Genomic DNA, 25,947 nt, shown 5'->3' on the forward strand with positions numbered 1-25,947 from the left:
GATCCAACAGGTCCTGCAGGGGAGGGGTCAGGCGCGTTCGAAAATCGCCGCGATGCCCTGGCCACCGCCGATACACATGGTCACCAGTGCGTAACGGCCGTTGATGCGTTGCAGTTCGTGGATGGCCTTGGTGGCGATGATCGCGCCGGTCGCGCCCACCGGGTGACCCAGGGCGATGCCCGAGCCGTTCGGGTTGACCTTGGCCGGGTCCAGGTCCAGCTCCTGGCTGACGGCACAGGCCTGTGCGGCGAACGCAATGTTGGCTTCGATCACGTCCATGTCGGCGACGGTCAGGCCGGCGCGCTTGAGCGCCAGGCGCGTGGCCGGGATCGGGCCCAGGCCCATCAGTTCCGGTTCGAGGCCGGCGTGGGCGTAGCTGACCAGGCGGGCCAGTGGGCGCAGGTTGTTGACCTGGACCGCAGCGCCGGTGGCCATGACCAGTGCGGCAGCACCGTCGTTGAGACCGGAGGCGTTGCCGGCGGTGACCGAGCCGTCCTTCTTGAACGCCGGCTTCATTGCAGCCAGTTGTTCCAGGGACGTGGCGCGTGGATGCTCGTCGACGTTGAACAGCTTGGTGCCCTTGCGATCCGGGATTTCCACGGTCGCGATCTGATCAACGAAGTAGCCGTTGGCAATCGCGTGGGCTGCGCGTTTCTGGTCTTCCAGGGCCAGGGCATCCTGCATTTCGCGGGTGATGCCGTTGCGTGCGGCAACGTTCTCCGCGGTGATGCCCATGTGGATGTTCTGGAACGGGTCATGCAGGATGCCGAGCATGTAGTCGACGGCCTGGACGTTGCCCATGCGCGCGCCCCAACGGGCGGATGGCAGCAGGTACGGGCCACGGCTCATGGACTCGGCACCGGCGCCGATGGCGATGTCGGCGTCGCCCAGCAGCAGGGTCTGCGCGGCGCTGATGATCGCTTGCAAACCCGAACCGCACAGGCGGTTGACGTTGTAGGCCGGGGTTTCCTTCGGGATGCCGGCGTTCATGGCGGCAACGCGGGAGATGTAGGCGTCACGGGTTTCGGTCGGGATCACATGGCCCATCACCAGATGACCGACCAGCGCCGGGTCAACGGCGGCCTTTTGCAGGGCGGCTTTCACGGCGGTGGTCGCGAGATCGGCCGGTGGCACGTCCTTGAGTGAACCGCCGAAGGTGCCAATGGCGGTACGGGCGGCGCTGACGACGTAAATTTCCGGGGTGTTCATGGCTGTGTTCCTTTTGCTGGATTCTTATCTGTACTGCGATTGAGCAGGGCGTTCAAGGCCGTTTTTGCCTCAACGGTGTTGAGGCGCTGGATGAACAGCAGGTTTTCTTCGCGCAGGGTGGCTTGCAGTTCGGCCATGCCGGCCTGGGTCATCAGTTGCCGGGATTGGCGCAAGGCTTGCTGGGGCATCGCCAGGAAGCGCTGGGCAATTTTTGCCGCCGCGGCCAGGCACTGCTCGCCGTCATCGAAGGCTTCGTTGGCCAGGCCCCAGGCCACCGCTTCGCTGCCATCAAGGCTGTCGCCCAACAACAGCAGACGTGCCGCGCGGGCCTGGCCCAGTCGGCGTGGTAGGAGCAGGCTGGCGCCGAACTCGGGGCACAGGCCCAGATTGACGAACGGCGTGCGCAGCTTGGCATTACGGGTCACCAGCACCTGGTCGCAATGCAGCAGCAGGGTGGTGCCGATGCCGATGGCGGCTCCGCACACCGCCGCGATCAATGGCTTTTGCAGGTGGGTCACGGCGCGCATCAGGCGAAATGCCGGGCTGTCCAGGTGCGTTGGCGGCTCTTGCAGGAAATCCACCAGGTCGTTGCCACTGGTGAAACAGTTCGGGCCACCGGTCACGATGACCACCCCGATTTCGTCGTTCTCGTCAGCTGCAAACAGCAGGTCGGCCAAGCGCGTGTACATGGCGTTGGTCAGGGCGTTGAGCTTGTCGGGACGATCGATGGTCAGTGTCAGCACGCCATCGCGATAGTCTTGTTTGATCAGGTCGGTCATTGCGGGCTCTTGCAGAGTCGGTTCGACGGTCACTTTAAGCGGCAGGCGAACCCCGCAGCTATGACAAAACGGGTCAACCGAGCTGATGCTTTTTGCCATATGGCGTCGGCAAAACCGCCCACACACCCATTCGGGGTATGGTGCCGCCTGGCGAATCCACCAATAGTAGGTTCATCCGCTCATCCAGAGCCGAACTCGCTGGATAAGGTGCATTTGCTATGGGCAAGACACTGCTTAAGGTGATTTCCAGTCTGTTTGTTGTACCGCTGACCCTGAGTGCCCACGCTGGGGAGCCGGACGGCGCCAATACGCTGCGGCTATACAACTGGGCGGACTACATCGGTGAGAAAACCCTGGCCGATTTTGAAAAGGCCACCGGTATCAAGGTGATCTACGACACTTTCGATGCCTATGAAACGGTGCAGGCCAAGTTGCTCACCGGCCACTCCGGTTACGACCTGATCGTGCTGAACGCATCCCTCGCGCCGCCACTGATCCAGGCCAAGGTGTTCCAGCCACTGGACAAGAATCTACTGCCGGGCTGGAGCAACCTGGACCCGAAAGTCTTGCACGACCTGCAAGGATTCGATCCGGGCCCAACCTACTCGGCACCTTATACCTGGGGCAGCAACGGCATCACCTACAACGTCGACAAGATCAAGGAGCGCATGCCGGATGCGCCGATCGGCTCGCTGGCGATGATTTTCGATCCGAAGATCGTCGCGCGCTTCGCCGACTGCGGTGTGACCCTGGTCGATGCGCCCACCGAAGTGATTCCCCTGGCGCTCAAGTACCTGGGCCGCGATCCGCGCAGCGCCAAGCCGGATGACCTGAAGGCGGCGCAGGAACTGCTGTTGTCCGTGCGGCCGTACATCCGCAAGTTCGACTCGGTCAATTACCTGACCAGCCTGCCCAACGGCGATGTGTGCATGGCCATGACCTGGTCCGGCGACTACGCGACGGCCATGGCCCGCGCTGAAGAAGCCAAGTTGAACATCAACCTGTCCTACTTCATCCCCAAGGAAGGCTCGTTGATCTGGTTCGACAACATGTACATCCCGGCGGACGCACCCCATGTCGCCAATGCGCACAAATTCCTTGAATACCTGATGCAACCGCAGGTGATGGCGGACGTCACCGACTACATCCATTACGCCAACAGCAACGCGGCGGCCACGCCTTTGTTGAATGCCGACGTGCGCAATAACCCGGCGATTTACCCCGATGACGCCACCCGCGAGCGCCTGTTCCCGCAGAAGACCCAGGACGCCAAGGACATGCGCGCCATGACCCGTGTCTGGAGCACGGTGAAAAGCGGCATCTGATTCGTTCGTTCGTTAGTCAATCCGGTTAGAGGTTTATTTATGGCGACGCCAACACGCAGCGTTTTTTCCCCAGCGGACGAGTCCCGGCTGGTCAAGGCCGACAAGGCCCACCATATGCACGGTTATCACATGTTCGACGAACATGCCGAACAAGGCTCCTTGAACATCGTCGCCGGTGATGGCGCCTATATCTACGACACCCAGGGCAACCGTTTTCTCGATGCCGTGGGCGGCATGTGGTGCACCAATATTGGCCTGGGACGTGAGGAAATGGCCCAGGCCATTGCCGATCAGGTGCGACAGCTGGCCTATTCCAACCCGTTTTCCGACATGTCCAACAACGTGGCCATCGAGTTGTGCGAAAAACTCGCCAGCCTGGCGCCCGGTGACCTCGACCACGTGTTCCTCACCACCGGCGGCTCAACCGCCGTGGACACCGCGTACCGGCTGATCCAGTACTACCAGAATTGCCGCGGCCTGCCGGAAAAGAAACATGTCATCGCCCGTTTCAACGCGTACCACGGCTCCACCACCCTGACCATGTCGATTGGCAATAAAGCGGCCGACCGGGTGCCGGAATTCGATTACGCCAACCCGCTGATTCACCACGTGTCCAACCCCAATCCCTACCGCGCGCCGGAGGGCATGGACGAGGCGCAGTTCCTCGAGTTCCTGGTCGAGGAGTTTGAGGACAAGATCCTGTCGATCGGCGCAGACAAGGTCGCCGGTTTCTTTGCCGAGCCGGTGATGGGCTCAGGCGGGGTGATCATTCCACCCAAGGGTTACCTCAAGCGCATGTGGGAAGTCTGCCAGCGCTACGACATCCTGTTCGTCGCCGACGAAGTGGTCACTTCCTTCGGCCGCCTGGGCAAGTTCTTTGCCTCCAAGGATGTGTTCGACGTCCAGCCCGACATCATCACCACCGCCAAGGGCCTGACTTCGGCTTACCTGCCACTGGGCGCGTGCATCTTTTCCGACCGCATCTGGAAGGTCATTGCCGAGCCGGGCCAGGGCCGCTGCTTCACCCATGGCTTCACCTACAGTGGCCATCCGGTGTGCTGCACGGCGGCGTTGAAGAACATCGAAATCATCGAGCGGGAAAACCTGCTGGCCCACGTCGAGGATGTTGGCGGCTACCTGGAGCAGCGCCTGGCCACGTTGCGCGATCTGCCCCTGGTGGGTGATGTGCGTTGCCTGAAATTGATGGCGTGCGTGGAGTTCGTCGCCGACAAACGCACCAAGGCGTTGTTCGCCGACGCGATCAACATTGGTGAGAAAATCCATGTGCGGGCACAAGCGAGGGGGCTATTGGTGCGGCCGATCATGCACCTTAACGTGATGTCGCCGCCGCTGATCCTGACTTATGCACAGGTCGATGAGATCGTCGACATCCTGCGCGAGTGCATCCTGGAAGTGGCGGCCGAGCTTGAAGCAAGCGGCCAGTACGCCGGCCAATGACTTCATCGGTCAGGCTGTTACCAAGACCCTGTTCACCCGCTAGACTGCGGGTCATGAGCCAACCAAACGACGAAACGCTGATCGCAATGCCCTTCGGGGCACTGCATAAATGGCATGGGGGAATGCGCGAGGCATTCGCCCATATCGATGAGCCTGATGCCTTGCAATACCTGGCGACGGCGTTGGCGCAGCTGGTGTCCATCGAGTCGATGATGATCAGCCTGGAGCGCAAGGACCGCGCGCCCCAGCTGCTGTATCAGCGCGGGATTGCCCAGGAGTATCAGGTCTCGATTCTTGAGCGCTATTTTGCCGGTGGGTACTTGCTCGATCCCTTCTGCCTGGCGGTGGAGCAGGGTTTGGCGCAAGGCTTCTATCACCTGGAAGAAATTGCCCCGGACAACTTCTTCGACAGTGACTATTACAAGGCTTACTACCTGAATGCAGGTTGTTCGGAAGACAGCTATTACATCGTCGATACCGGCAATGACACCAAGATCTCCGTCAGCCTCTATCAAGGTTTCGGCGGTGAATGCCTGCGGGTCGATCAACTGAACCTGCTGCGCGCCGTCGAACCACTGGTGCGAGAATTCATCAGCGAATTCAGCCGGCGTGGCCTGCTGCGCAGGAGCGAGAACCAGGGCGATGACGATCAAGGCCTGAGCGATGATCTCAAGCACCGGGTGCAAGCGGCGTTCGAGCAATTCGGTTGCGACCTGCTCACCGAACGCGAGCGCGAAGTGGCGCACATGGTGCTGCGGGGGCACTCGGTGAAATCCACTGCCAGCCAGATGAACATCTCACCGGAAACCGTGCGCATGCACCGCAAGAACCTGTATCTGAAGCTGGGGGTGGGCTCGCAGTCGGAGTTGTTTGCGTTGTTTATCGAGTGGTTGCGCGGGCATTGAGTATTTCAGCCGAACACAGAACCAACTGTGGGAGCGGGCTTGCTCGCGAAAGCGGTGTGTCAGTCGACATTTTCATTGACTGGTGCTCCGCTTTCGCGAGCAAGCCCGCTCCCACATTTCATCCAGGTTGACCACAAGAGCTGTGGTCAACCAAGAGGCCTGATCAATCCTCGCGTTTTACCACGAGGGTCAGAATGTCATAACTGGCCACCAGCTCGCCGAGCTGGTTGGTCACTTCCACATCCCACGCCACGACCCCTTGCGGAACGCCTTGCGGGCTCTTCTTGCCCTGGTCGATCTTGCGTTTGCAGGTCAGGCGCGCCTGGATGGTGTCGCCGATGCCCACCGGGTTGATGAAACGCAGGGTGTCCAGGCCGTAGTTGGCCAGTACCGGGCCGACGCCAGGGGATACAAAGAGCCCGGCCGCCGCCGACAGCACGAAGTAACCGTGGGCGATACGCTTGCCGAATTGCGATTCCTTGGCCGCGATGTCGTCGAAGTGCATGTAGAAGTGGTCGCCCGACAGGCAACCGAAGTTCACCAGGTCCGCCTCGGTGACGGTGCGACGGTGGGTCAGCAGCGACTCGCCGATCTGCAGGTCCTGGAAGTAGCGACGGAATGGGTGCACTTCGGTTTCGATGACCTTGGCGCCGCGCACGTATTCACCGGTGACCGCCGCCAGCATGGTCGGCGAGCCTTGTACCGCCGCGCGTTGCAGGTAGTGTTTCACCGCGCGCAGGCCACCGAGTTCTTCGCCGCCACCGGCACGACCCGGGCCGCCGTGCTTGAGTTGCGGCAGGGGCGAGCCGTGGCCGGTGGATTCACCGGCGCAGTTGCGGTCCAGTACCAGCAGACGACCGTGCAGGGCAGCGGCCACCGGAATTGCTTTGGCGGCGATTTGCGGGTCCTTGGTCACCAGGCTGGCCACCAGGCTGCCCTTGCCGCGTGCGGCCAGGGCCAGTGCTTCGTCCAGATCGTCATAAGCCATCAGGGTGCTGACCGGCCCGAACGCTTCGATGTCGTGGGCGCCACCTTCGGCGTGCGGATCGCGGGCCTGCAACAGGGTCGGGGCGAAGAACGCGCCCTTGTCGACGTTCGCGCCGCGCGGTTCGAAACCGTCGCGGGCGCCGAACAGCAGGTCGCTGCTCTGCAACAGCATTTCCAGGCGCTCGGCCACGTCTTTCTGCTGATCGTGGGACGCCAGCGCACCCATGCGCACGCCTTCCACCGACGGGTCGCCGACCACCACTTTGGCCAGGCGATCACGCAAGCGCGTGGCGACTGCATCGATGTGCTTGGCCGGCACGATGGCGCGACGGATGGCGGTGCATTTCTGCCCGGCCTTGGTGGTCATTTCACGGGCGACTTCCTTGATGAACAGCTCGAACTCTTCATCGTCCGGGGTGACGTCCGGGGCGAGGATCGCGCAGTTCAGCGAGTCGGCTTCGGCGGTGAACGGCACCGAGTTGCGGATCAGGTTCGGGTTGACCCGCAGCTTGGCCGCGGTGTCGGCGGAACCGGTGAAGGTCACCACGTCCTGGCCTTGCAGGCGGTCGAGCAGGTCGCCGGTACCACCGATGATCAATTGCAGGCTGCCCGCCGGGAGCAGCCCGGATTCGTCCATCAGGCGCACCACGGCTTCGGTCAGGTAGCTGGTGGCGCTGGCTGGCTTGACGATGCACGGCATGCCGGCGAGGAAGCTCGGGGCGAATTTTTCCAGCATGCCCCAGATCGGGAAGTTGAAGGCGTTGATGTGCACCGCGACACCGCCGCGTGGCACCAGGATGTGGGTGCCGGCGAAGGTGCCCATCTTGCTCAGTTGCAGCGCCGGGCCTTCGTGGACGACGTTGCCCGATGGCAGTTCACGCGAGCCAAGGCTGGCGTAGGTGAACAGCGTGCTGTTGCCGCCTTCGATGTCGATCCAGCTATCGGCACGGGTCGCGCCGCTGTGGTGGGAAATCGCGTAGAGCTGTTCCTTGCGTTCGGCCAGGTACAGGGCCAGGGCCTTGAGACGCTGGGCGCGTTGCTGGAAGTCCAGCGCCATCAGGCCACTGATGCCTTGGCGGCGACCGTGTTCGATGGCTTCGGCGAAGTCCGGACGCTCTTCATGGGTGCGTGCGATTTCATGGCCGTCGATGGCACTGCGCAGGATTTGCGCGCCTTGTTGGCCGATCCAGCGGCCGGCGATGAAACTTTGCAGGGTAGGGGCGTGGGACATTGCAAATGCTCCGGGTTTGGTCATCAAGTCAAGAATTAGTGTTGGCTGGCGCCCGAAGCGCCGATGCCGGTCATGGATCGAATGAACTGCGCCAGGTAACGGCCGCGCTCAAGGGCGGCACGTGGCGAACGGTCGGTGACGGAAAACAGCCAGGCGCTGAAAAAGGCCAGGCTCATGGAAAACAGTGCCGGGTTGGAATAGGGGAACAGTGCCTGGTCGTGATGCAGCACGTTGACCCATACCGCCGGGCTCAACACCAGCAAGACGATTGCCGACACCAGCCCCATCAGGCTGCCGCTGACCGCGCCACGGGTAGTCAGGCCTTTCCAGTACATCGAAAGGAACAGCACCGGGAAATTCACCGAGGCCGCGATGGCCAGAACCAGCCCGGACAGGAAGGCGATGTTTTGCGATTCGAACAGCAGGCCAAGGATGATCGCCAGCACACCGATGCACAGGGTGGCGATTCGCGATACGCGCATTTCCTGCTGCTCGCTGGCCTGGCCCTTGCGCATCACGCAGGCATACAGGTCGTGGGACACCGCCGAGGCGCCGGACAGCGCCAGCCCGGCAACCACCGCGAGGATGGTGGCGAAGGCGACCGCCGAAATGAAACCGAGGAACAGGTTGCCGCCGACCGCCTGGGCCAAATGCACGGCGACCATGTTGCCGCCGCCGATGATCGCGCCGCTGGAATCGCGGTACGCCGGATCGGTGCCGACCATGACGATCGCGCCGAAGCCGACGATGATCAGCAGCAAGTAGAAGTAGCCGATGAAACCGGTGGCGTAGAACACGCTTTTACGCGCTTCCCTGGCATCGCTGACGGTGAAGAAACGCATCAGGATATGCGGCAGGCCGGCGGTGCCGAAGATCATGCCCAGCCCCAGGGAAATGGCATCGACCGGATTGGACAGCAAGGCGCCGGGGGCCATGATCGCGCTGCCCTTGGCGTGTACGGCGGTGGCACCGGCGAACATCGCTTCGGTGCTGAAACCGAAATGCTTGAGTACCATGAACGCCATGAAACTGGTACCGAACAGCAGCATCACCGCCTTGATGATCTGCACCCAGGTGGTGGCGAGCATGCCGCCGAAGGTGACATAGAACACCATCAGCACGCCGACCAGCATCACCGCGTAGAGGTAGTCGATGCCGAACAGCAATTCGATCAGCTTGCCGGCGCCGACCATCTGCGCCACCAGGTACATCAGCGCCACAGTCAGGGTGCCGAAGGCCGAAGTCAGGCGCACGGGCGTCTGTTCCAGGCGATAGGAGACCACGTCGGCGAAGGTGTATTTACCGAGGTTGCGCAGGCGTTCGGCGATCAGGAACAGGATGATCGGCCAGCCGGCCAGGACGCCCAATGCATAGAGCAAGCCGTCGTACCCATTGAGGAACATCATCGCGGAAATGCCGAGGAATGACGCTGCCGAGATCATGTCGCCGGCAATCGCCAGGCCGTTCTGGAAGCCGGTCATGCCGCCGCCAGCGGTGTAGAAGTCACTGGCCGAGCGGGTGCGCAACGCGGCCCAGCGCGTTACGCCGAGGGTGAACAGGACGAACAGCATGAACATGCCGATGGCGTTCCAGTTCAGTGGACGGGAAGCGCCCTCGGCGGCCACCGCAAGATCGGTGATCAGTGCCAGCGGCAGCAGGAACAACGCGAGAGGACGGCTCATCGGGCGCACTCCTGCTTGAGCTTTTCATTCAGCGGATCGATCACGTTGTTGGCGCGATAGACATAGAAACCGGTCAAGGCAAAGGCCAGCACCACGATCACCACGCCCACCAGCATGCCCACGGTGGTCACGCCGCCGCTCAGGGACTGGCCGAGTGTGGAGGGGGAGAACGCCACCAGCAGGACAAAGCCGAAATAGATCACCAGCATGATCAGCGACAGGGACCAGTACAGCGCCTGCTTGCGGCGTACCAGCTGGAGGAAGTCGGGGTGCTGGTGGATGAGTTCTATGTCTTGGGGTGTCATGGGTAGCGTCCTTTTTTTGTTTTTTTGGGTGAACACGGTTTTTCCCCTGTAGGAGCCGGCTTGCTGGCGATGGCGGCGTGATGTTCACTGGTGATCTCAAGGGCCTCATCGCCAGCAAGCCGGCTCCTACAAGGGTTGTGGTGATCTTCAGAGCTGATCGAAATCCAGCACCACCTTGTCGCTGATCGGGAAGGCCTGGCACGACAGCACATAGCCGGCGGCCACTTCGTAGTCTTCCAGGGCGTGGTTGCTGTCCATTTCCACTTCGCCTTCGATGACCTTGCACTTGCACGTCGAGCACACGCCGGCCTTGCACGAGTAGGGCAGTTCGGCGCCCTGGGCGTTGCCGGCATCGAGGATGCTCTGGCTGTTGCGCGGCAGGTCGAAGGCCAGGGCACGGCCATCGCTGATCACAGTGATCTGGCTGACCGCTGCATCGACCTGGCGGGCGGCTTCGCGGGCCTGGCGTTTCTGCTGGCTGCCAGCGGCGGCGAACAGTTCGAAATGAATGCGCTCAGGCGCCATGCCCTTGGCCTTGAGGCTGTCGCGCACAGTCTCGGTCATGTCCTGCGGGCCGCAGATGAAGGCGGCATCGAGGGCTTTGACATCGAGCCAGCGGCTGAACAGCTGCTCGCATTTCTCGGCGTTGATCCGGCCGTTGTACAGGTCGACATCCTGCTGCTCGCGGCTGAACACGAAGATCAGGTTCAGGCGTTGCAGGTAGCGATTCTTCAAGTCTTCAAGCTGTTCGCGAAACAGTGCACCGGAGCTGGAGCGGTTGCCGTAGAGCAGGGTGACGCGGCTGTGGGGCTCGGTTTCCAGGGTGGTCTTGATGATCGACAGGATCGGCGTGATACCGCTGCCGGCGGCGACGGCCAGGTAGTTGCCGTGGCGCGCAGGATCGAGCTCCACGCTGAAATGCCCGGCGGGAGGCATGACGTCGAGGCTGTGCCCGGCCTTGAGCTGTTCGTTGGCAAACGCGGAAAAACGACCGCCTGCCACGCGCTTGATAGCAACCCGCAGTTCACCGTCGTTGACGCCGGTGCAGATCGAGTAGGAGCGGCGCACTTCCTCGCCGTCCAGCTGGGTGCGCATCACCAGGTGCTGGCCCTGGGTGTAATGAAAGCTGTCCTGCAGGTGCTGCGGAATCTCGAAGGCGATGGACACCGCGTCACGGGTCTCGGTGCGCACATCCTTGATGGTCAGGCTGTGAAATTTGCTCATTGTTGTTCTCCAGCTGGACGGCACACGCCGCTCAGATGCACTTGAAATAGTCGAACGGTTCCCGGCACTCGATGCAGCGATACAGCGCCTTGCACGCGGTGGAGCCAAACTCGCTGAGCACTTCGGTGTGGACGCTGCCGCATTGCGGGCAGGCGATCACCGGACTCTCACCGAGCAGGCTGCGTTTGCTGGTGCTGCCTTCAGGTGGTGCTATGCCGTAGGCGCGCAGGCGTTCGCGGCCGCTGTCGGTGATCCAGTCGGTAGTCCAGGCCGGGGTCAACCGGCGTTCCAGGTTCGGTGCCTGGAAGCCGGCCTGTTCCAGCGCCTGGCGGATATCACCCTCAATCACTTCGGTGGCGGGGCAGCCGGAGTAGGTCGGGGTGACCACCACGTGCAAATGCCCGGCCTGCCAGTCGAGATCGCGGACGATCCCCAGGTCCACCACGCTGACCACTGGCACTTCCGGGTCCATGACCTCGGCCAGGATCACCCAGGCGGCGGTTAAGTCGCTCGGTTGTACCGGCCGGGCGCCCTGGTCGCTGGCGATCAATTCACCAGGTTGCATCGGGGTACGCTCGTGGCAGGAACTGCATTTCGGCCAGCAGAATGCCCAGGTGCTCGGTGTGCAGGCCCTTGCGCGCATTCAGGTAGAAATAGCTCGGTGCTGCCGGCACGGGCAGGGTGGCGCTGGCGAAAATGTCGTTGACCTTGGCTTGCCACTGCGCCGCCACGCTGGCGATGTCCGGGGTGATGCCGGCTTCGCACAGGCGCTGTTCGCTGTCATCGGCGGCGATCAATTCAACGGTAAACCGCCAGACCTCGGGAATCGCCGCGAGCATGCGCTGGTGGCTTTCCTCGGTGCCGTCGCCCAGGCGCTCGACCCACTCGCCGGAGCGGCGCAGGTGATAGGTGACTTCCTTCACCGCTTTGGCGGCGATCCCGGCAATGCGGTCATCGCTGGACTGGCTCAGGCCCTGGAGGACCGGCAGGTGCCAGGCGTCATACAGGAACTGCTTGAGGATGGTTACCGCGTAATCGCCGTTAGGTTGTTCCACCAGCAGCAGGTTGCGATAGGCGCGCTCGTCGCGGCGGAACGCCAGGTCGTCGGCGTCGCGGCCGTCGTCCAGCAACTCGGCGGCATAGTCCAGCCAGTTGCGCGCCTGGCCCACCAAGTCGAGGCCGACGTTCATCAGTGCCAGCTCTTCTTCCAGCGCCGGGGCCTTGCCGCACCACTGGCACAGGCGCTGGCCCTGGATCAGGGCGCTGTCGCCCAGGCGCAGCAGGTATTCGATCAGATCGGTCTTGTTATTCATGGTCGACCTCACATGTGCCCGACTTCGGCTGGCAGCTCGTAGAAGCTGGCATGGCGGTAAACCTTGTCGTCCGATGGATCGAAAAGCGGGTCTTTCTCATCCGGCGACGACGCGGTGATCAGCTTTGAGGGTACGACCCACAGGCTCACGCCTTCGCTACGACGGGTGTACAGCTCGCGGGCGTTCTCGATCGCCATGGTGGTGTCGGCGGCATGCACGCTGCCGACGTGCTTGTGGTTGAGGCCGTGCTTGCTGCGCACGAAGACTTCGAAGAGGGTCCATTCGGACATTTCAGTTACTCCACATCTGTTCGGTTTTTTGCTGACGGGGCTGAAGATCAAAAGATCGCAGCCTTCGGCAGCTCCTACATGGGATCACCGGCTCCTGTAGGAGCTGGCGCAGCCTGCGATCTTTTGGCGGCATGGAAGCCGCCGAAGATCAATCAGGCGGCGTTCTTGTTTTGTTTTTTGCGGGCGTGGGCGACGGCGGCTTCACGAACCCACGCGCCGTCTTCAATCGCCTTGCGGCGGGTAGCGACGCGTTCGGTGTTGCACGGGCCGTTGCCCTTGAGCACTTCGTAGAATTCGTCCCACTGGATCTCGCCGAAATCGTAGTGGCCGCGTTCGGCGTTCCACTTCAAGTCCGGGTCGGGGCAGGTGCAGCCCAGCAGTTCCAGCTGCGGGATGGTCTGGTCGATGAAGCGCTGGCGCAGTTCGTCGTTGCTCTGGCGCTTGATTTTCCAGGCCATGGATTGCGCGCTGTTTGGCGAGTGTTCGTCGCTTGGGCCGAACATCATCAGCGACGGCCACCACAGGCGGTTGATCGCGTCCTGGACCATGTCCTTTTGCGCCTGAGTGCCGTGACGCATCATGGTCAGGAGGATTTCGTAGCCCTGGCGCTGGTGGAAGCTCTCTTCCTTGCAGATACGGATCATCGCCCGGGAGTAGGGGCCGTAGGAGGTGCGCTGCAGCACCACCTGGTTGACGATCGCCGCGCCATCCACCAGCCAGCCCACCGCGCCCATGTCGGCCCAGTTCAGCGTCGGGTAATTGAAGATGCTCGAGTACTTGGCCTTGCCGCTGTGCAGCTTGGCGATCTCTTCATCTCGGTCGGCCCCCAGGGTTTCCATGGCGCTGTACAGGTACAGGCCGTGACCGGCTTCGTCCTGGATCTTGGCCATCAATTGCAATTTGCGTTTGAGGCTTGGCGCACGGGTGACCCAGTTGCCTTCCGGGAGCATGCCGACGATTTCCGAGTGGGCGTGCTGGGAAATCTGCCGGATCAGGGTTTGCCGGTAGGCATCTGGCATCCAGTTCTTGGCTTCGATCTTGATTTCTGAATCGATTTTTTCCTGGAAGGCACGCTCCTCATCGGACATCTCCGAGAGGTCTTTGATGCGCTTTACGCCTGTTTCTACGAGCTGTGCGTACATGGGGGTCTCCCGCCGTGAATCTGTTCGAGGGCATGGAGAACTTTATAAGCGATACAGAAACTAATATCAAACAGAAAATGACGTGTCGTATTTGTTTTTGTATCGCTTTGGGATGAGTGGTGGTTTCGGGGCAGCTTTTGTGGCGAGGGGATTTATCCCCGTTGGACTGCGCAGCAGTCCCATTCTCCTGGGCCGCTGCGCGACCAACGGGGATAAATCCCCTCGCCACAGAGGCTCGCTCCCACAGGTGCATGCAGGGCGGTGAAGGGGCAAAAAAAAGCCCCGCATCAGCGGGGCTCAAAGGGGTGCAGCAGTCATGCTTTAGGGCGTTTGTCCACGACGTGGCAGGCCTTGCCCTCGGATCGCTTGATCGAATGGAAAGGCTGCAGGACGATTCGCGAACTGATCCCGATGTACGTCTTGATGTGTTTGCCGAGCTCCCCGCAAACAGCCTTCTGCTGTTCTTCGCTCAGGTGCTGGTGCTCGGCCTTGAGCTCCACGTGCACATCAACGCTGTCCAGGTTGCCATTGCGATACAGATGGATCTCATAGCACTCGGAAAGCTGTTTGACTTTCAGTACCTGCTCCTCGATCTGCGTGGGGAACACGTTGACCCCGCGGATGATCAGCATGTCATCGCTGCGTCCGGTGATCTTGTCGATCCGCCGCATCGGCCGCGCAGTGCCCGGCAGCAGGCGCGTCAGGTCGCGGGTGCGGTAGCGGATCATCGGCAGCGCTTCTTTGCTCAGGGACGTGAACACAAGTTCGCCCATCTGCCCGTCCGGCAGCACTTCGCCGGTGACCGGGTCGATGATTTCCGGGTAGAAGTGGTCTTCCCAGATGGTCGGGCCGTCCTTGGTCTCGGCGCATTCCATGGCGACACCGGGCCCCATGATTTCCGAGAGGCCGTAGATGTCGAGCGCGGTGATGCCCAGGCGCTGCTCGATGGCACTGCGCAGCTCGGCGGTCCATGGCTCGGCACCGAAGATGCCCAGGCGCAGGGCCAGTTTGTGCGGGTCGATTCCCTGGCGCTCGATCTCGTCGGCGATGTTGAGCATGTAGGACGGCGTGACCATGATGATGTCCGGCTGGAAGTCCTTGATCAGCTGCACTTGTTTTTCGGTCTGGCCGCCGGACATCGGGATCACCGTGCAACCCAGGCGTTCGGCACCGTAGTGTGCACCGAGGCCGCCGGTGAACAGTCCGTAGCCGTAGGAAATGTGCACCTTGTCGCCACGCCGGCCACCCGCCGCGCGGATCGAGCGCGCCACCACGTTGGCCCAGGTGTCGATGTCGTTCTGGGTGTAGCCGACCACGGTCGGCTTGCCGGTGGTGCCGCTGGACGCGTGCAGGCGCACGATGTCATGCATCGGCACGGCAAACATGCCGTAGGGGTAGTTGTCGCGCAGGTCGGACTTGGTGGTGAAGGGGAATTTCGCCAGGTCGTCGAGGGACTTGATGTCGTCCGGGTGCACGCCCAGGGCATCGAAACGCTGACGGTATAGCGGCACATTGTTGTAGGCGTGGTTCAGGCTCCAGCGCAGGCGCTCCAGCTGATGCTGGCGCAGCTCGTCGATGCTGGCGGTTTCCAGCGGGTCCAGCACGGGATCTAGCACGGCTTGGGCAATTGGCATGTTCATGTGTTCACTCGAATTGTTTTTGTGTTCCAGCCCCTGCATGCAGGGGCTTTGAGTGCATGCCCCAAGGATACCTCTCGGCTCCCCGGGAATCGCGATTCTTTATTGGGATAGACGCTCGATGATCAGCGCGATCCCTTGGCCCACGCCGATGCACATGGTGCACAGGGCGTAGCGGCCATTGCGCTCCTCCAGTTCATGCAGGGCGGTGGTCACCAGGCGTGCGCCGCTCATGCCCAACGGGTGGCCCAAGGCGATGGCGCCGCCGTTGGGGTTGACCCGCGGGTCGGTGTCGCTCAGGCCCAGTTCGCGCAGGACGGCCAGGCCCTGGGCGGCAAAGGCTTCGTTGAGCTCGATCACGTCCATGTCCGCCAGGCTCAGGTTTGCAACCTCCAGCACCTTGCGGGTGGCCGGAACCGGGCCGATACCCATGATGCGCGGCTCGACGCCCGCGGTCGCCATCGCCACCACCCGGCCACGAGCGGTCAGGCCATGACGCTTGGCCACTTCGGGGCTGGCCAGCAGCAGCGCGCAGGCACCGTCGTTGACGCCCGAGGCATTGCCGGCGGTGATGCTGCCGCATTCACGGAACGGCGTGCCCAGTTTGGCCAACTGCTCAAGGGTGGTGTCGCCGCGTGGGTGCTCGTCGTGCTCGACCACTTTGGCCGGGCCTTTGCGCTGGGGAATTTGCACCGCGACGATTTCTTTCGCCAGGCGTCCGTTGGCCTGGGCAGCGGCGGCGCGTTGTTGGCTGCGCAGGGCGAAGGCGTCCTGATCGGCCCGGGAGATATTGAACTGTTCGGCAACGTTCTCTGCCGTTTCCGGCATGGAGTCGATTCCGTACGTCTTTTTCATCAGCGGATTGACGAAACGCCAGCCGATGGTGGTGTCGAAGGTCTCGGCCGAACGGGAAAACGCCTGTTCGGCCTTGCCCATCACCAGTGGGGCGCGGGACATCGATTCAACGCCGCCGACCAGCATCAACCCGGTTTCGCCACTGCGAATCGCCCGCGCCGCGGTGCCGACCGCATCCAGCCCGGAGCCGCACAGGCGATTGAGGGTGGTGCCGGGTACGCTGACCGGCAACCCAGCCAGCAGTGCCGACATGCGTGCGACGTTGCGGTTGTCTTCGCCGGCCTGGTTGGCGCAGCCGTAGATCACATCGTCCACCGTGTTCCAGTCCACTTGCGGGTGACGGCGCAGCAGTTCGCGCAGCGGCACCGCGCCGAGGTCGTCGGCGCGCACGCTGCTCAGCACTCCGGCGTAGCGGCCGATCGGGGTGCGAACGGCGTCGATGATCAGGGCGTCATTCATTGGGGGTCTCCTGCGCCAGCACCGGGCCGCGCACTTTGTAGGACTTGCCGTGGAACAGGGCGATCAACTGGCCCTGCTGGTTTTCAATGCGTACGTCGTAGTTGCCGGTGCGCCCGGAGCGGCTTTGCTCGATGCAGTCGGCGTTGAGCGTATCGCCCAGGCGCGCCGGGGCGATGTAGTCGATGCTGCAGCCGATGGCCACGGTGGCTTCGTTGTAGCTGTTGCAGGCAAAGGCAAAGGCCGAGTCGGCGAGGGCGAACAGGTAGCCGCCGTGGCAGGTGCCGTGGCCCTGGACCATGTCTTCGCGCACGGTCATGCCCACGCGAGCGGTGCCGGGGCCGGCGGACAGCAGGCGCATGCCCATGGCCTGGCTGGCGTTGTCGCGCTGGAACAACGCTTGCGCGCAGGCGCTGGCCAGGTTCATCGCTTCGTGGTTAGTCATGGAAGTTTCTCCCTTCGGCTACGCGGCGGCGCAGCAGCAGCGATGGCCGGTAGCGTTCTTCGCCATAAGCGGCTTGCAGGTTGTCCAGCGTCTTGAGGATGTGCGGCAGACCCACGGCATCGGCCCAGGCCAGCGGACCTTGGGGATAATTGACCCCGGCGCGCATCGCAAGATCGATGTCGGCGGCCGAGGCCACGCCTTGCAACAAGGCGTCGGCGGCCTCGTTGGCGAGCATCGCCACGGTGCGCAGGACGGCGAGGGCCGGGCTGTCGCTGAGCAGGCTGACCTTGAGCCCGGCCCGTTGCAGCAGCGCAACGCCTTGTTCGAGTGCCTGCGGATCAATGCCGGTTGCATGGCTGATAGCGATACGTTGGGCCTTGGCATAGTCGAACGCCAGATCCAGCAGAATCAGGTTACGCAACCCGTCTTCCCGGGCTCGCTGACACGCCATGCGTCCGTCGCTCAGGGCCAGCACGGCATCACCCACGCGCAGCAAACCGCGGCCATCTCGCTGGAGGACTTCAACGCCTTGCTCTTGCAGACGCACGAGCAGGCCTTGGGCGAACCCCAGGTCACCTTCGACAACGCAAACATCGACGGTCGCCGCACTGCTGATTTCAGCCGCTTGCGGGCGCTCGGCGCCTTGGGCGTAAGCGTAGAAACCCTGTCCGCTCTTGCGCCCCAGTCGTCCACCGTCTACCAGCTCTTTCTGGATCAGCGACGGCTGGAAGCGCGTGTCCTGGTAGTAGGCATCGAACACCGAGCAAGTCACGGCGTAGTTAACGTCATGGCCGATCAGGTCGGTGAGCTCGAAGGCGCCCATGGCAAAGCCGCCGGCCTCGCGCATCAGCGCATCCAGGGTGGGGCAATCGGCGGCGCCTTCCTGCAGCAGGCGCAGGCTTTCGGCGTAGTACGGCCGGGCCACGCGGTTGACGATGAAACCCGGCGTGGAGCGGGTGTGCACCGGTTTTTTGCCCCAGGCCTTGGCGGTGTCGTACAGGCATTCGGCCAAAGCCGGATCGCTGGCCAGGCCCGAGACGATTTCCACCAGCGCCATGACGGGTGCCGGGTTGAAGAAGTGCAGGCCGAGCAGGCGTTGCGGGCGTTGCAGCTGCGCGGCAATGCTGGTGATCGACAGCGACGAAGTGTTGCTCGCCAGGATGCATTGCGCGCTGCAGATGCCTTCCAGCTGGCGGAACAGCGCGCGCTTGACCTCGAGGTTCTCGACGATGGCCTCGATGATCAAATCGCAATCGGCCAGGGTTTCGATGGCTTCCACGGCCTGCAGACGGGCGATGGTTGCGCTGCGCGACTCGGCGGACAGCTTGCCGTTCTCGACCCGTTTGCCCAGTTGCCGGTCGATGCCTTCAATGGCCTGGGCCGCAGTGCCGGGGCGCTTGTCCAGCAGCAACACCGGATGCCCGGCCTGTGCGGCTACCTGGGCAATGCCGGCGCCCATGGCGCCGGCGCCGATCACGGCGATGCGTGCAGAGGTGTTCAATGCGCTCATGACTCAACGTCCCTTGAAGCTTGGGGTGCGTTTTTCCATGAAGGCGCCCACGCCTTCGCGATAGTCCTCGCTGCGCCCGGCCAGGCGTTGCAGGTCGCGCTCCAGCTCCAGCTGTTCATCGAAGCTGTTGCTCATGCTGGCGTTCAGGCTGCGTTTGATCAGCGCCAGGCCGTAGGTCGGCTGGGTGGCCAGGTGTTGTGCCAGTTTCAATGCTTCATCGCGCAGTTCGGCGTCTTCCACACAGCGGTAGATCAGCCCCCATTGTTCGGCCTGTTCAGCGCTCAGGCGATTGCCGAGCAGGGCCAGTGCCTTGGCGCGGGCCATGCCGACCAGGCGCGGCAGGGTCCAGGTTCCCCCGGAATCAGGGATCAGGCCGATCTTGCAGAAGGCCTGGATGAAGCTGGCCGAACGCGCTGCCAGCACCAGGTCGCAAGCGAGTGGGATGTTGGCGCCAGCACCAGCGGCCACGCCGTTGACCGCGCAAATCACCGGCATCGGCAAGTCACGCAGTTGGCGGATCAGCGGGTTGTAGAACTTCTCGATGGACTCGCCCAGGTCCGGCGCGGCACTGCCCGGCGCGACATTGCGGTCGCTCAGGTCTTGCCCTGCGCAGAAGCCACGGCCTTCGCCGGTCAGCAGTAGCACGCGCACGTCGGGGTTTTGCCGCACCTGCTTGAGCGCCTCCTTCACTTCGCCATGCATCTGGGTGTTGAAGCTGTTGAGCTGATCCGGGCGATTGAGGCTGAGCAGGGCGACGCCGGCCTCGATGGAAAACAGGATGTGTTCGAAGTTCATGGTCTTGGCGCTCTCGTGGAATTCGTAAGGCGGGTAACCGGGTTACTGGCCGGTGAAAGTCGGTGTGCGTTTTTCCTGGAAGGCGGCAATGCCTTCGTCGCGGTCGCGGGTGCCGGCCAGCACGGTGAAGGCATGGCGCTCGAAGCGCAGGCCGCTGGCGAGGTCGGTGTCCATGGCCTTGAGTAGCGCTTCCTTGGCCAGGCGTACCGCCAGCGGTGCCTTGGCGGCGATCTGGCGGGCAACCTGCAGAGCGCGATCGACGGTGAATTCAGGCTGGGTGACTTCGCTGACCAGCCCGGCGCGCTGGGCCTGTCGAGCGTCGATCGGCTCGCCGGTCAGGACCATCTGCATGGCCATGGATTTGCCGACGGCGCGCAGCAGGCGTTGGGTGCCGCCCGCGCCGGGCATGATCCCGAGGTTGATTTCCGGCTGGCCGAAGTGCGCGTCTTCGCCGGCAATGATGATGTCGGCGTGCATGGCCAGTTCGCAGCCACCGCCGAGGGCGAAGCCGTTGACGGCGGCGATCAGCGGTTTGTTGAAGCGGGTGATGGCTTGCCATGAGGCCTGGCGCGGGTCATCGAGGATGCCGACCAGGTCGCGCTCGGCCATTTCCTTGATGTCGGCACCGGCGGCGAAGGCTTTGCGGTTGCCGGTCATGACCACGGCGCGGGTCTCGGGGTCGGCTTGGGCGATGCTCAACTCATCCGCCAGCTCACCCAGCAACTGGGTGTTCAGGGCGTTCAGCGCTTGTGGGCGCTGCAGGGTAATCAGGCGTACGCCAGGCTCGATGAATTCGACGGCAAGGGTTTGAGGCATGGCGGATGCCCTCACGGTGAACGCTCGGCGCTGAGGCCGGCTTGTTATTGGATCGACCGCAGGGGCCGGTTTTGCCGGAGTATACCTATAACGTGATACGTAAAATCAACATAAAAAACGATTTAATGTGTCCTATTGTCGGATTTGTGATTTCCAAAGGTGGTGTGAATGAAGCAGGCTATTACGCTATGAGTATTGATTTTATTGGTGTTGTCGAGGGTTGTGGCGGTTGAAATGCACCCCGTTGGAACGCCGCCATCAAGTGATACGCTTTTTAATCTTTGTGCTGGTAAAAGCGATGTGATACAAAATAAGTCAATATATGCATCGCTTTGCCAAGGAACCTGCCATGACCTGCTACAGCCTTGATGGCCTGACCCCGGTGGTTGACCCGAGCGCCTATGTGCATCCGTCCGCCGTGTTGATCGGTGACGTGATCATCGGCCCCCACTGTTATGTAGGGCCGCTGGCCAGCCTGCGCGGTGATTTCGGGCGGATCGTGCTGGAGGAGGGTGCCAACATTCAGGACACCTGCGTGATGCATGGTTTCCCCGACAGCGACACCGTGGTCGAGCGCAATGGCCACATCGGCCACGGTGCCGTGCTGCACGGTTGCCGGATCGGCGCCGATGCGCTGGTGGGGATGAATGCGGTGGTGATGGACAACGCACGCATCGGCCCGCGGTCCTTCGTATCGGCGGCGGCCTTCGTCAAGGCCGGCTTCGAATGCCCCGAGCAATCATTGGTCATGGGCGCGCCGGCGAGTGTCAAACGCATGCTTAGCGATCAGGAAGTGGCGTGGAAGCAGGCCGGTACTCGTGAGTATCAGGAGCTGGCCAAGCGTTGCCTCACACAGATGCAGGTGTGCGAGCCGCTGGCGGAGCCGGAGCCGGATCGGCCGCGAATCAGCGACCGTGGCCTTCGACCGAAAGGCAATACCTTGTGAACACAACCTTTGTGGGAGCGAGCCTGCTCGCGAATGCGGTCTGACCTCCAATATTGATGGTGACTGGTACACCGCTTTCGCGAGCAGGCTCGCTCCCACAAGGGGAGCTGCGATTAACAGGCAGGTTTTCGGTATATTCCTTTTCTTTTTTCAGCCCGGTACGCCCATGTCGTCCCTGATACCCTTGAACCATCTGATTACACGCTTTCAAGAGCAGACACCGATCCGTGCCAGTTCCTTGATCATCACCCTGTACGGTGATGCCATCGAACCCCACGGCGGGACCGTCTGGCTGGGCAGCCTGATCCAGTTGCTCGAACCGATCGGCATCAACGAGCGGCTGATCCGTACCTCGATTTTTCGCCTGACCAAGGAAGGCTGGCTGACCGCCGAGAAGGTGGGGCGTCGTAGTTACTACAGCCTGACCGGCACCGGTCGCCGGCGTTTCGACAAGGCGTTCAAACGGGTCTACAGCACCAGCATGCCGGCCTGGGATGGTTCCTGGTGCCTGGTGATGCTGTCGCAACTGACCCAGGACAAGCGCAAGCAAGTGCGCGAAGAACTGGAATGGCAAGGTTTTGGTGCGATTTCGCCGGTGGTGCTGGCCTGTCCGCGCAGCGATCGCACGGATGTCAACGCGACGCTGCTGGACCTCGGCGCCCAGGAAGAAACCATCGTCTTCGAAACCACCGCTCAAGACGTACTCGCCTCCAAGGCCCTGCGCCTGCAGGTGCGCGAGAGCTGGAACATCGAGGAGCTGGCGACCCACTACAGCGAATTCATCCAGCTGTTCCGGCCGCTGTGGCAAGCCCTGCGCGAACAGGAAAACCTGCAGCCAGCCGACTGCTTCCTGGCGCGGATCCTGCTTATTCACGAATACCGCAAACTGCTGCTGCGCGACCCGCAATTGCCGGACGAGTTGTTGCCCGGCGACTGGGAAGGGCGAGCAGCCCGGCAGTTGTGCCGCAACATTTACCGTTTGATCTACGCCAAGGCCGAGGAATGGCTGAACAGTGCACTGGAAACCGCCGACGGACCGCTACCGGATGTAGGCGAGAGTTTTTATCGACGGTTTGGCGGGCTGAAATAGCCCGTCGACGGTCAGGGAGAGTCGCTGTTCAGGAGAACCTGTTGATTGACGTAGACAATAAAAATAAGCCTGCGTGAGGCCCGACATGATTTCTACAACCGCACAGCGCCAGGATGGGTTCGATCAGTGGATCCACCAGATCAACCAGATCTGTGGCGCCTTCAACGCCCAACCCCTGGGAACCGGCTTTGCCGGGCAGATTCGCGAACACCGCAGCGATGCCCTCAAGCTCAGCTTCGTCGATGCTTGCCAGGCGCGGCTGTACCGCACGCCGCAGGAAGTCGCGGCGGGCGAGGACGGTAAGTACTTTGCGGTGTTCCAGCTCGATGGCACCGCGGGCATGGCCCAGGGCGACGACAGGGTCCAGCTGTCCGCCGGGGACATCACGTTGATCGATGCTGCGCGGCCCAGCGACTTCACCTACAGCGAAAACTCCCGCCAATTGTCGCTGATCCTGCCGTACCAACTGGTGGAGCAGACGCTGCGCTTCAACCCGGTCAAGTGCGGCCATCGGATTGCCGCGACATCGCCCATCGCCATGCTTTCGCACCGCTTGATCATCGATGCCACGCGCCAGCAGAACCTCAGTCGCCAGGAAAGCGAGGCGACCCTGGAGGCCATTGTCAGCCTGCTGCGCCCGGCCATCAGCCAGGGCGACGATTGCACGGATCCACACGAGCGCACCTTCCGCAAGACCCTGAGTTTCATCGACCAGCACATCCGCTGCGAAGAGCTGTGCCCGGAATGGCTGGCGCGGGAAGTCGGCATGTCGACCCGTGGGTTGTACCGGATGTTCGCCAAGAAAGGCCTGGTGGTGGCGCGCTACATCAAGAACCGTCGGTTGGACCTGTGTGCCGAAACCCTGCGTCAATCGGGCAAGGAGCAGAAGTTGTCGGTGTTGGGGTATTCGTGGGGTTTTTCCGATTCGAGCTATTTTTCCACGGCATTCAAATCGCGCTTCGGCATTGCGCCGGGGGAATATCGCAAGCGGCATGCGTGATTTCCATTGAGCAACACATAACCCCTGTGGGAGCGGGCTTGCTCGCGAAAGCGGTGTGTCATCAACATTAATGTCGACTGACACGACGCCTTCGCGAGCAAGCCCGCTCCCACAGGGAGTATGTGCATTGCCTGGTTATTTCGGGGCGTTGAGATTCAGCGTCGGCGTTTCATCGAAGAAGTTCCACGGCTTCAGCAGGACATGCACCCACTCGGTCGGCATGATCGGCCATTCTTCGGCCCGGGCGATGTGGGTGGTGCCGGTGGTCAGCCAGACCACGTCGTCGGTGTTCTCGATGGAATGGTTATCCTGGGTGAATTGCCCCAGTCCCGAGTCCTTGTCCGAGCGGTTCGGGTATTTGCCTTCCGGGTACTTTTCCTCAGGGTTGTATTGCGTCACCCACAGCTGCTTGTCCATGAAGCTCAGGCGGTGGTACAGCCATTCGTCCGTGCCGAAGTTGGCGCCCTTGGCCACCGGGTGCGTGCCGCCGGCATAGGGAATCAGTTGGTACGACACCGGGTTGCCGACCTTGTTTTCCTTGCTCAAGTTGCTCAGCAGCCGCACGGTCGAGGGGTCGAACTTCTGCGCGGCCTGTTGTTCGGTGCCGACCACGCGGGTTTCGGTCTGCATGGTGCTGGTGCGCGGCCCGCCACGGTCGTTGGGCAGTACGACGGGGTTCACTTCCACCAGCGAGTTGCTTTCGCCGTCCACGTCCATGTCCAGGCGGAAGTTGTAGATGTGCTGGTGCGTGGTGCCGACGATGTTGTGATCGAGCAGGGTGCCGTAGCGTGTATCTTCCTTGGCGGTTTCTTCGTGCATGGTTTTGGATTTCACACCCTTGACCGCTTCGATGCCGGTGGCGCCGGCGTCGATGCCGATGGTGCCGTTCTGCTGGAAGACCCAGTCGAAAATGTAGTCATAGTTGCCGACGGTACTGATCCAGCGCACCACCAGCTCACGCCGTTCGGTACTGAGGTTGGGCTGGCCCATTTCCTGGTGTTTGTATTCCGGGCCGGCATAGCGCTCGAACACGGCCATGGCGCGCGGAATCGACGTCGGTGCGCCGGTGTAGTCGGCGATGGTGGCGTCCAGCAGCACGGCGTTTTCCGGGGCGTCTTTGCCACGGGCAATAGGCGAGGTGAGGGTGCCCATGCCGTAGTCGCCGGAATCCAGGTAGGCCTTGAAGTACCAGCCGACATCCGGGTCACCATAAGGCACGATCATCCCGCCCAGGGAGCCTTCGTACATGATCTTGCGCTTCTTGCCCTTGTCGTCATAGGTGACCGTGGACAGGATCGGGCCGACCCGCGAATCGAGGCGAACGTGGAAGTCCCAGTTCTGCCAGTGAATGCTATTGCCGGTGATGGTGTAGTTCTTGCCTTCGGGTTCGATGATTTCCAGCGGCTTGACCGCCACGACCTTGCGCCCGCGTCCGTCGTAGGGCGTCGGTTTCATCGGGACCGGAACCAGCGCTTCGTCTTCGATCTTGATCAGTTTTTTCTGCTCCAGATCGACAATCGCCACCAGGCCCTCGATCGGATGCGCCCAGTAGTTGCCGTCATCGACATTGAGGTAGCTGACGATCTTCAGCAGGCGCTTGTCCTGGGCCAGCCCGTCCTTGCCGTCGAAGTATCCGACGGTCAGCGGCGTGGCGACGACTTTCTTCACATCGTTGATGCCGCGCTTGGCCAGGGCTTGTGCGTATTCGGGGCTGGTTTCGACAGCGGTTTGCACCGTGGCGAAATCATCCAGCAGCACCATGCCATGGGCGCCTTCGATGGGCTTCCAGGATTGCAACGCCTTGCTGTCGAGATCCACCAGCGCTTCGATCACGTGCTTGCCGTCCAGCACGACGATATTGGCCTGGCGCGGCTGGGTCACGTTTTGCCCGGTGTAGATGAAGTTCCACACCTGATCCTTCGGCGGCGCCTTGACCGAGACTTCGGTGAAGCGAAAACCTGGCTTGTAATGTTCCGATTGCTTGACGATGTCCACCGCCGCGGTGATTTCGTCCGCACTCAGGGGGTTGAGCGGGTTGGGTCGGGTCTCGACGACAAAGGTCGTGTCCAGGCCGGACTGGAACACCTGGTTGATGAAGTCCTTGGACATGAAGGCGGTCTTGCCCTTGAACACCACGGGCACCGTCAGCTCCATGCGCTTGCCGTTGAGCATGGCTACTTTGCTATCCGGCTTGACCTTGAGGTAGACACCGTCCTTGGCAATGGTGAACAGGTTCGAGTAGTCGTCCCATTTGACCGTGGCGCCAAATTCCTCAAGGCCTGCCTGCAGCGGCACCATTTCGGCTTGGCCGCCGTGGGCCTGGGCATTGCCCACGCACATGGGCAGGCCGAGGACGCTCAGGGAGATGGCCAGGGCGAGCCGGGCAAGCGGTGATCTTTTTGGCAGTGCTTTGGCGCTGGACATGGGTGCATTCCTGGGGAAAAGCCGGTGACTGGCATGCTTGCACTTTGCTACATCCCGTCGAAACCTGCATTTGGATTCCTGCCAGATTGCTTTGACTGCCTGCCTGAATCAATTTTCCCCATT

At 62.2% G+C, this 25,947-nt stretch carries 24 protein-coding genes; 7 read left to right on the forward strand and 17 right to left on the reverse strand.

Features of this window, described 5'->3' with window-relative positions:
- Window positions 1-27: 27 nt before the first annotated feature.
- Window positions 28-1,209 (reverse strand): acetyl-CoA C-acyltransferase family protein, encoded by a 1,182-nt coding sequence (locus tag QLG10_RS13135; RefSeq protein WP_110749308.1) that lies wholly within the window; start codon window positions 1,207-1,209, stop codon window positions 28-30.
- Entirely contained in the window at window positions 1,206-1,988 is a 783-nt protein-coding gene (locus QLG10_RS13140) for an enoyl-CoA hydratase-related protein (RefSeq protein WP_110749306.1), read from the reverse strand. Before QLG10_RS13140 ends, QLG10_RS13135 begins: the two co-directional genes overlap by 4 nt.
- A gap of 218 nt (window positions 1,989-2,206) precedes the next feature.
- Here QLG10_RS13140 and QLG10_RS13145 point away from each other — a divergent pair, with 218 nt between their 5' ends.
- Genes QLG10_RS13145 through QLG10_RS13155 form a run of 3 tightly spaced genes read left to right on the forward strand, consistent with a single transcriptional unit; the run spans window position 2,207 to window position 5,676 of the window.
- Window positions 2,207-3,313, forward strand: coding sequence for a polyamine ABC transporter substrate-binding protein (locus QLG10_RS13145; protein ID WP_110749304.1), 1,107 nt, complete (start codon window positions 2,207-2,209; stop codon window positions 3,311-3,313).
- Between the two features lie 39 nt (window positions 3,314-3,352).
- Entirely contained in the window at window positions 3,353-4,771 is a 1,419-nt protein-coding gene (locus tag QLG10_RS13150; RefSeq protein ID WP_282487487.1) for an aminotransferase, read from the forward strand.
- Window positions 4,768-5,676 carry a helix-turn-helix transcriptional regulator gene (locus QLG10_RS13155; RefSeq protein ID WP_110749300.1) on the forward strand — a complete coding sequence of 303 codons (909 nt, stop codon included), beginning with the start codon at window positions 4,768-4,770 and terminating at the stop codon, window positions 5,674-5,676. The genes QLG10_RS13150 and QLG10_RS13155 overlap by 4 nt, the downstream gene beginning before the upstream one ends.
- Before the next feature lie 163 nt (window positions 5,677-5,839).
- On the opposite strand, the gene paaZ is transcribed toward QLG10_RS13155, so the two are convergent.
- From paaZ to paaF, 14 genes are all read right to left on the reverse strand, one after another.
- Complete coding sequence (gene paaZ, locus QLG10_RS13160) at window positions 5,840-7,894, reverse strand: phenylacetic acid degradation bifunctional protein PaaZ (RefSeq protein WP_282487488.1); 2,055 nt, start codon at window positions 7,892-7,894, stop codon at window positions 5,840-5,842.
- 35 nt (window positions 7,895-7,929) lie between these two features.
- Window positions 7,930-9,576, reverse strand: coding sequence for a cation acetate symporter (locus QLG10_RS13165; RefSeq protein ID WP_282487489.1), 1,647 nt, complete (start codon window positions 9,574-9,576; stop codon window positions 7,930-7,932).
- Window positions 9,573-9,881, reverse strand: coding sequence for a DUF485 domain-containing protein (locus QLG10_RS13170; protein WP_110749295.1), 309 nt, complete (start codon window positions 9,879-9,881; stop codon window positions 9,573-9,575). Before QLG10_RS13170 ends, QLG10_RS13165 begins: the two co-directional genes overlap by 4 nt.
- 147 nt (window positions 9,882-10,028) lie before the next feature.
- Window positions 10,029-11,105, reverse strand: coding sequence for a 1,2-phenylacetyl-CoA epoxidase subunit PaaE (paaE, locus tag QLG10_RS13175; protein ID WP_110749293.1), 1,077 nt, complete (start codon window positions 11,103-11,105; stop codon window positions 10,029-10,031).
- A 31-nt stretch (window positions 11,106-11,136) separates the two neighbouring features.
- Window positions 11,137-11,670, reverse strand: a complete 534-nt coding sequence (paaD, locus tag QLG10_RS13180) for a 1,2-phenylacetyl-CoA epoxidase subunit PaaD (RefSeq protein WP_282487490.1) — start codon at window positions 11,668-11,670, stop codon at window positions 11,137-11,139.
- A complete protein-coding gene (gene paaC, locus QLG10_RS13185) occupies window positions 11,657-12,418 on the reverse strand; it encodes a 1,2-phenylacetyl-CoA epoxidase subunit PaaC (protein WP_282487491.1) in 762 nt (253 codons plus the stop codon). The genes paaD and paaC overlap by 14 nt, the downstream gene beginning before the upstream one ends.
- Before the next feature lie 8 nt (window positions 12,419-12,426).
- Window positions 12,427-12,708 carry a 1,2-phenylacetyl-CoA epoxidase subunit PaaB gene (gene paaB / locus QLG10_RS13190; protein WP_020795551.1) on the reverse strand — a complete coding sequence of 94 codons (282 nt, stop codon included), beginning with the start codon at window positions 12,706-12,708 and terminating at the stop codon, window positions 12,427-12,429.
- 152 nt (window positions 12,709-12,860) lie between these two features.
- Window positions 12,861-13,850, reverse strand: a complete 990-nt coding sequence (gene paaA, locus QLG10_RS13195; protein ID WP_110749287.1) for a 1,2-phenylacetyl-CoA epoxidase subunit PaaA — start codon at window positions 13,848-13,850, stop codon at window positions 12,861-12,863.
- A 314-nt stretch (window positions 13,851-14,164) separates the two neighbouring features.
- Window positions 14,165-15,490, reverse strand: coding sequence for a phenylacetate--CoA ligase PaaK (gene paaK, locus QLG10_RS13200; RefSeq protein ID WP_110749402.1), 1,326 nt, complete (start codon window positions 15,488-15,490; stop codon window positions 14,165-14,167).
- 99 nt (window positions 15,491-15,589) lie between these two features.
- Window positions 15,590-16,801 (reverse strand): 3-oxoadipyl-CoA thiolase, encoded by a 1,212-nt coding sequence (gene pcaF / locus QLG10_RS13205; RefSeq protein ID WP_282487492.1) that lies wholly within the window; start codon window positions 16,799-16,801, stop codon window positions 15,590-15,592.
- Window positions 16,794-17,243 (reverse strand): hydroxyphenylacetyl-CoA thioesterase PaaI, encoded by a 450-nt coding sequence (gene paaI, locus QLG10_RS13210; protein ID WP_110749284.1) that lies wholly within the window; start codon window positions 17,241-17,243, stop codon window positions 16,794-16,796. The genes pcaF and paaI overlap by 8 nt, the downstream gene beginning before the upstream one ends.
- Window positions 17,236-18,753, reverse strand: a complete 1,518-nt coding sequence (gene paaH / locus QLG10_RS13215; protein ID WP_282487493.1) for a 3-hydroxyacyl-CoA dehydrogenase PaaH — start codon at window positions 18,751-18,753, stop codon at window positions 17,236-17,238. Before paaH ends, paaI begins: the two co-directional genes overlap by 8 nt.
- 3 nt (window positions 18,754-18,756) lie before the next feature.
- On the reverse strand, window positions 18,757-19,548 hold the full coding sequence (gene paaG / locus QLG10_RS13220; protein ID WP_083349515.1) for a 2-(1,2-epoxy-1,2-dihydrophenyl)acetyl-CoA isomerase PaaG: 792 nt from the start codon (window positions 19,546-19,548) through the stop codon (window positions 18,757-18,759).
- 42 nt (window positions 19,549-19,590) lie between these two features.
- Window positions 19,591-20,364, reverse strand: a complete 774-nt coding sequence (gene paaF, locus QLG10_RS13225; protein WP_282487494.1) for a 2,3-dehydroadipyl-CoA hydratase PaaF — start codon at window positions 20,362-20,364, stop codon at window positions 19,591-19,593.
- A gap of 92 nt (window positions 20,365-20,456) precedes the next feature.
- Between paaF and QLG10_RS13230 the strand changes: the two genes are divergently transcribed.
- The 4 genes from QLG10_RS13230 to feaR all read left to right on the forward strand — a co-directional run bounded on the left by QLG10_RS13230 (window position 20,457) and on the right by feaR (window position 23,400).
- On the forward strand, window positions 20,457-20,597 hold the full coding sequence (locus QLG10_RS13230) for a hypothetical protein (RefSeq protein WP_188264608.1): 141 nt from the start codon (window positions 20,457-20,459) through the stop codon (window positions 20,595-20,597).
- A gap of 116 nt (window positions 20,598-20,713) precedes the next feature.
- Window positions 20,714-21,310 (forward strand): phenylacetic acid degradation protein PaaY, encoded by a 597-nt coding sequence (gene paaY, locus QLG10_RS13235; RefSeq protein ID WP_110749278.1) that lies wholly within the window; start codon window positions 20,714-20,716, stop codon window positions 21,308-21,310.
- 166 nt (window positions 21,311-21,476) lie between these two features.
- Window positions 21,477-22,400, forward strand: coding sequence for a phenylacetic acid degradation operon negative regulatory protein PaaX (gene paaX / locus QLG10_RS13240; RefSeq protein ID WP_020795541.1), 924 nt, complete (start codon window positions 21,477-21,479; stop codon window positions 22,398-22,400).
- Between the two features lie 85 nt (window positions 22,401-22,485).
- Complete coding sequence (feaR, locus tag QLG10_RS13245) at window positions 22,486-23,400, forward strand: transcriptional regulator FeaR (RefSeq protein ID WP_282487495.1); 915 nt, start codon at window positions 22,486-22,488, stop codon at window positions 23,398-23,400.
- Between the two features lie 135 nt (window positions 23,401-23,535).
- Here the strand turns inward: feaR and tynA are convergent, their stop codons facing one another.
- Window positions 23,536-25,824, reverse strand: a complete 2,289-nt coding sequence (gene tynA / locus QLG10_RS13250) for a primary-amine oxidase (protein WP_282487496.1) — start codon at window positions 25,822-25,824, stop codon at window positions 23,536-23,538.
- Between the last annotated feature and the right edge of the window lie 123 nt (window positions 25,825-25,947).

The sequence above is a fragment of the Pseudomonas sp. V98_8 genome, assembly GCF_029967975.1.
GTDB lineage: Bacteria > Pseudomonadota > Gammaproteobacteria > Pseudomonadales > Pseudomonadaceae > Aquipseudomonas > Aquipseudomonas umsongensis.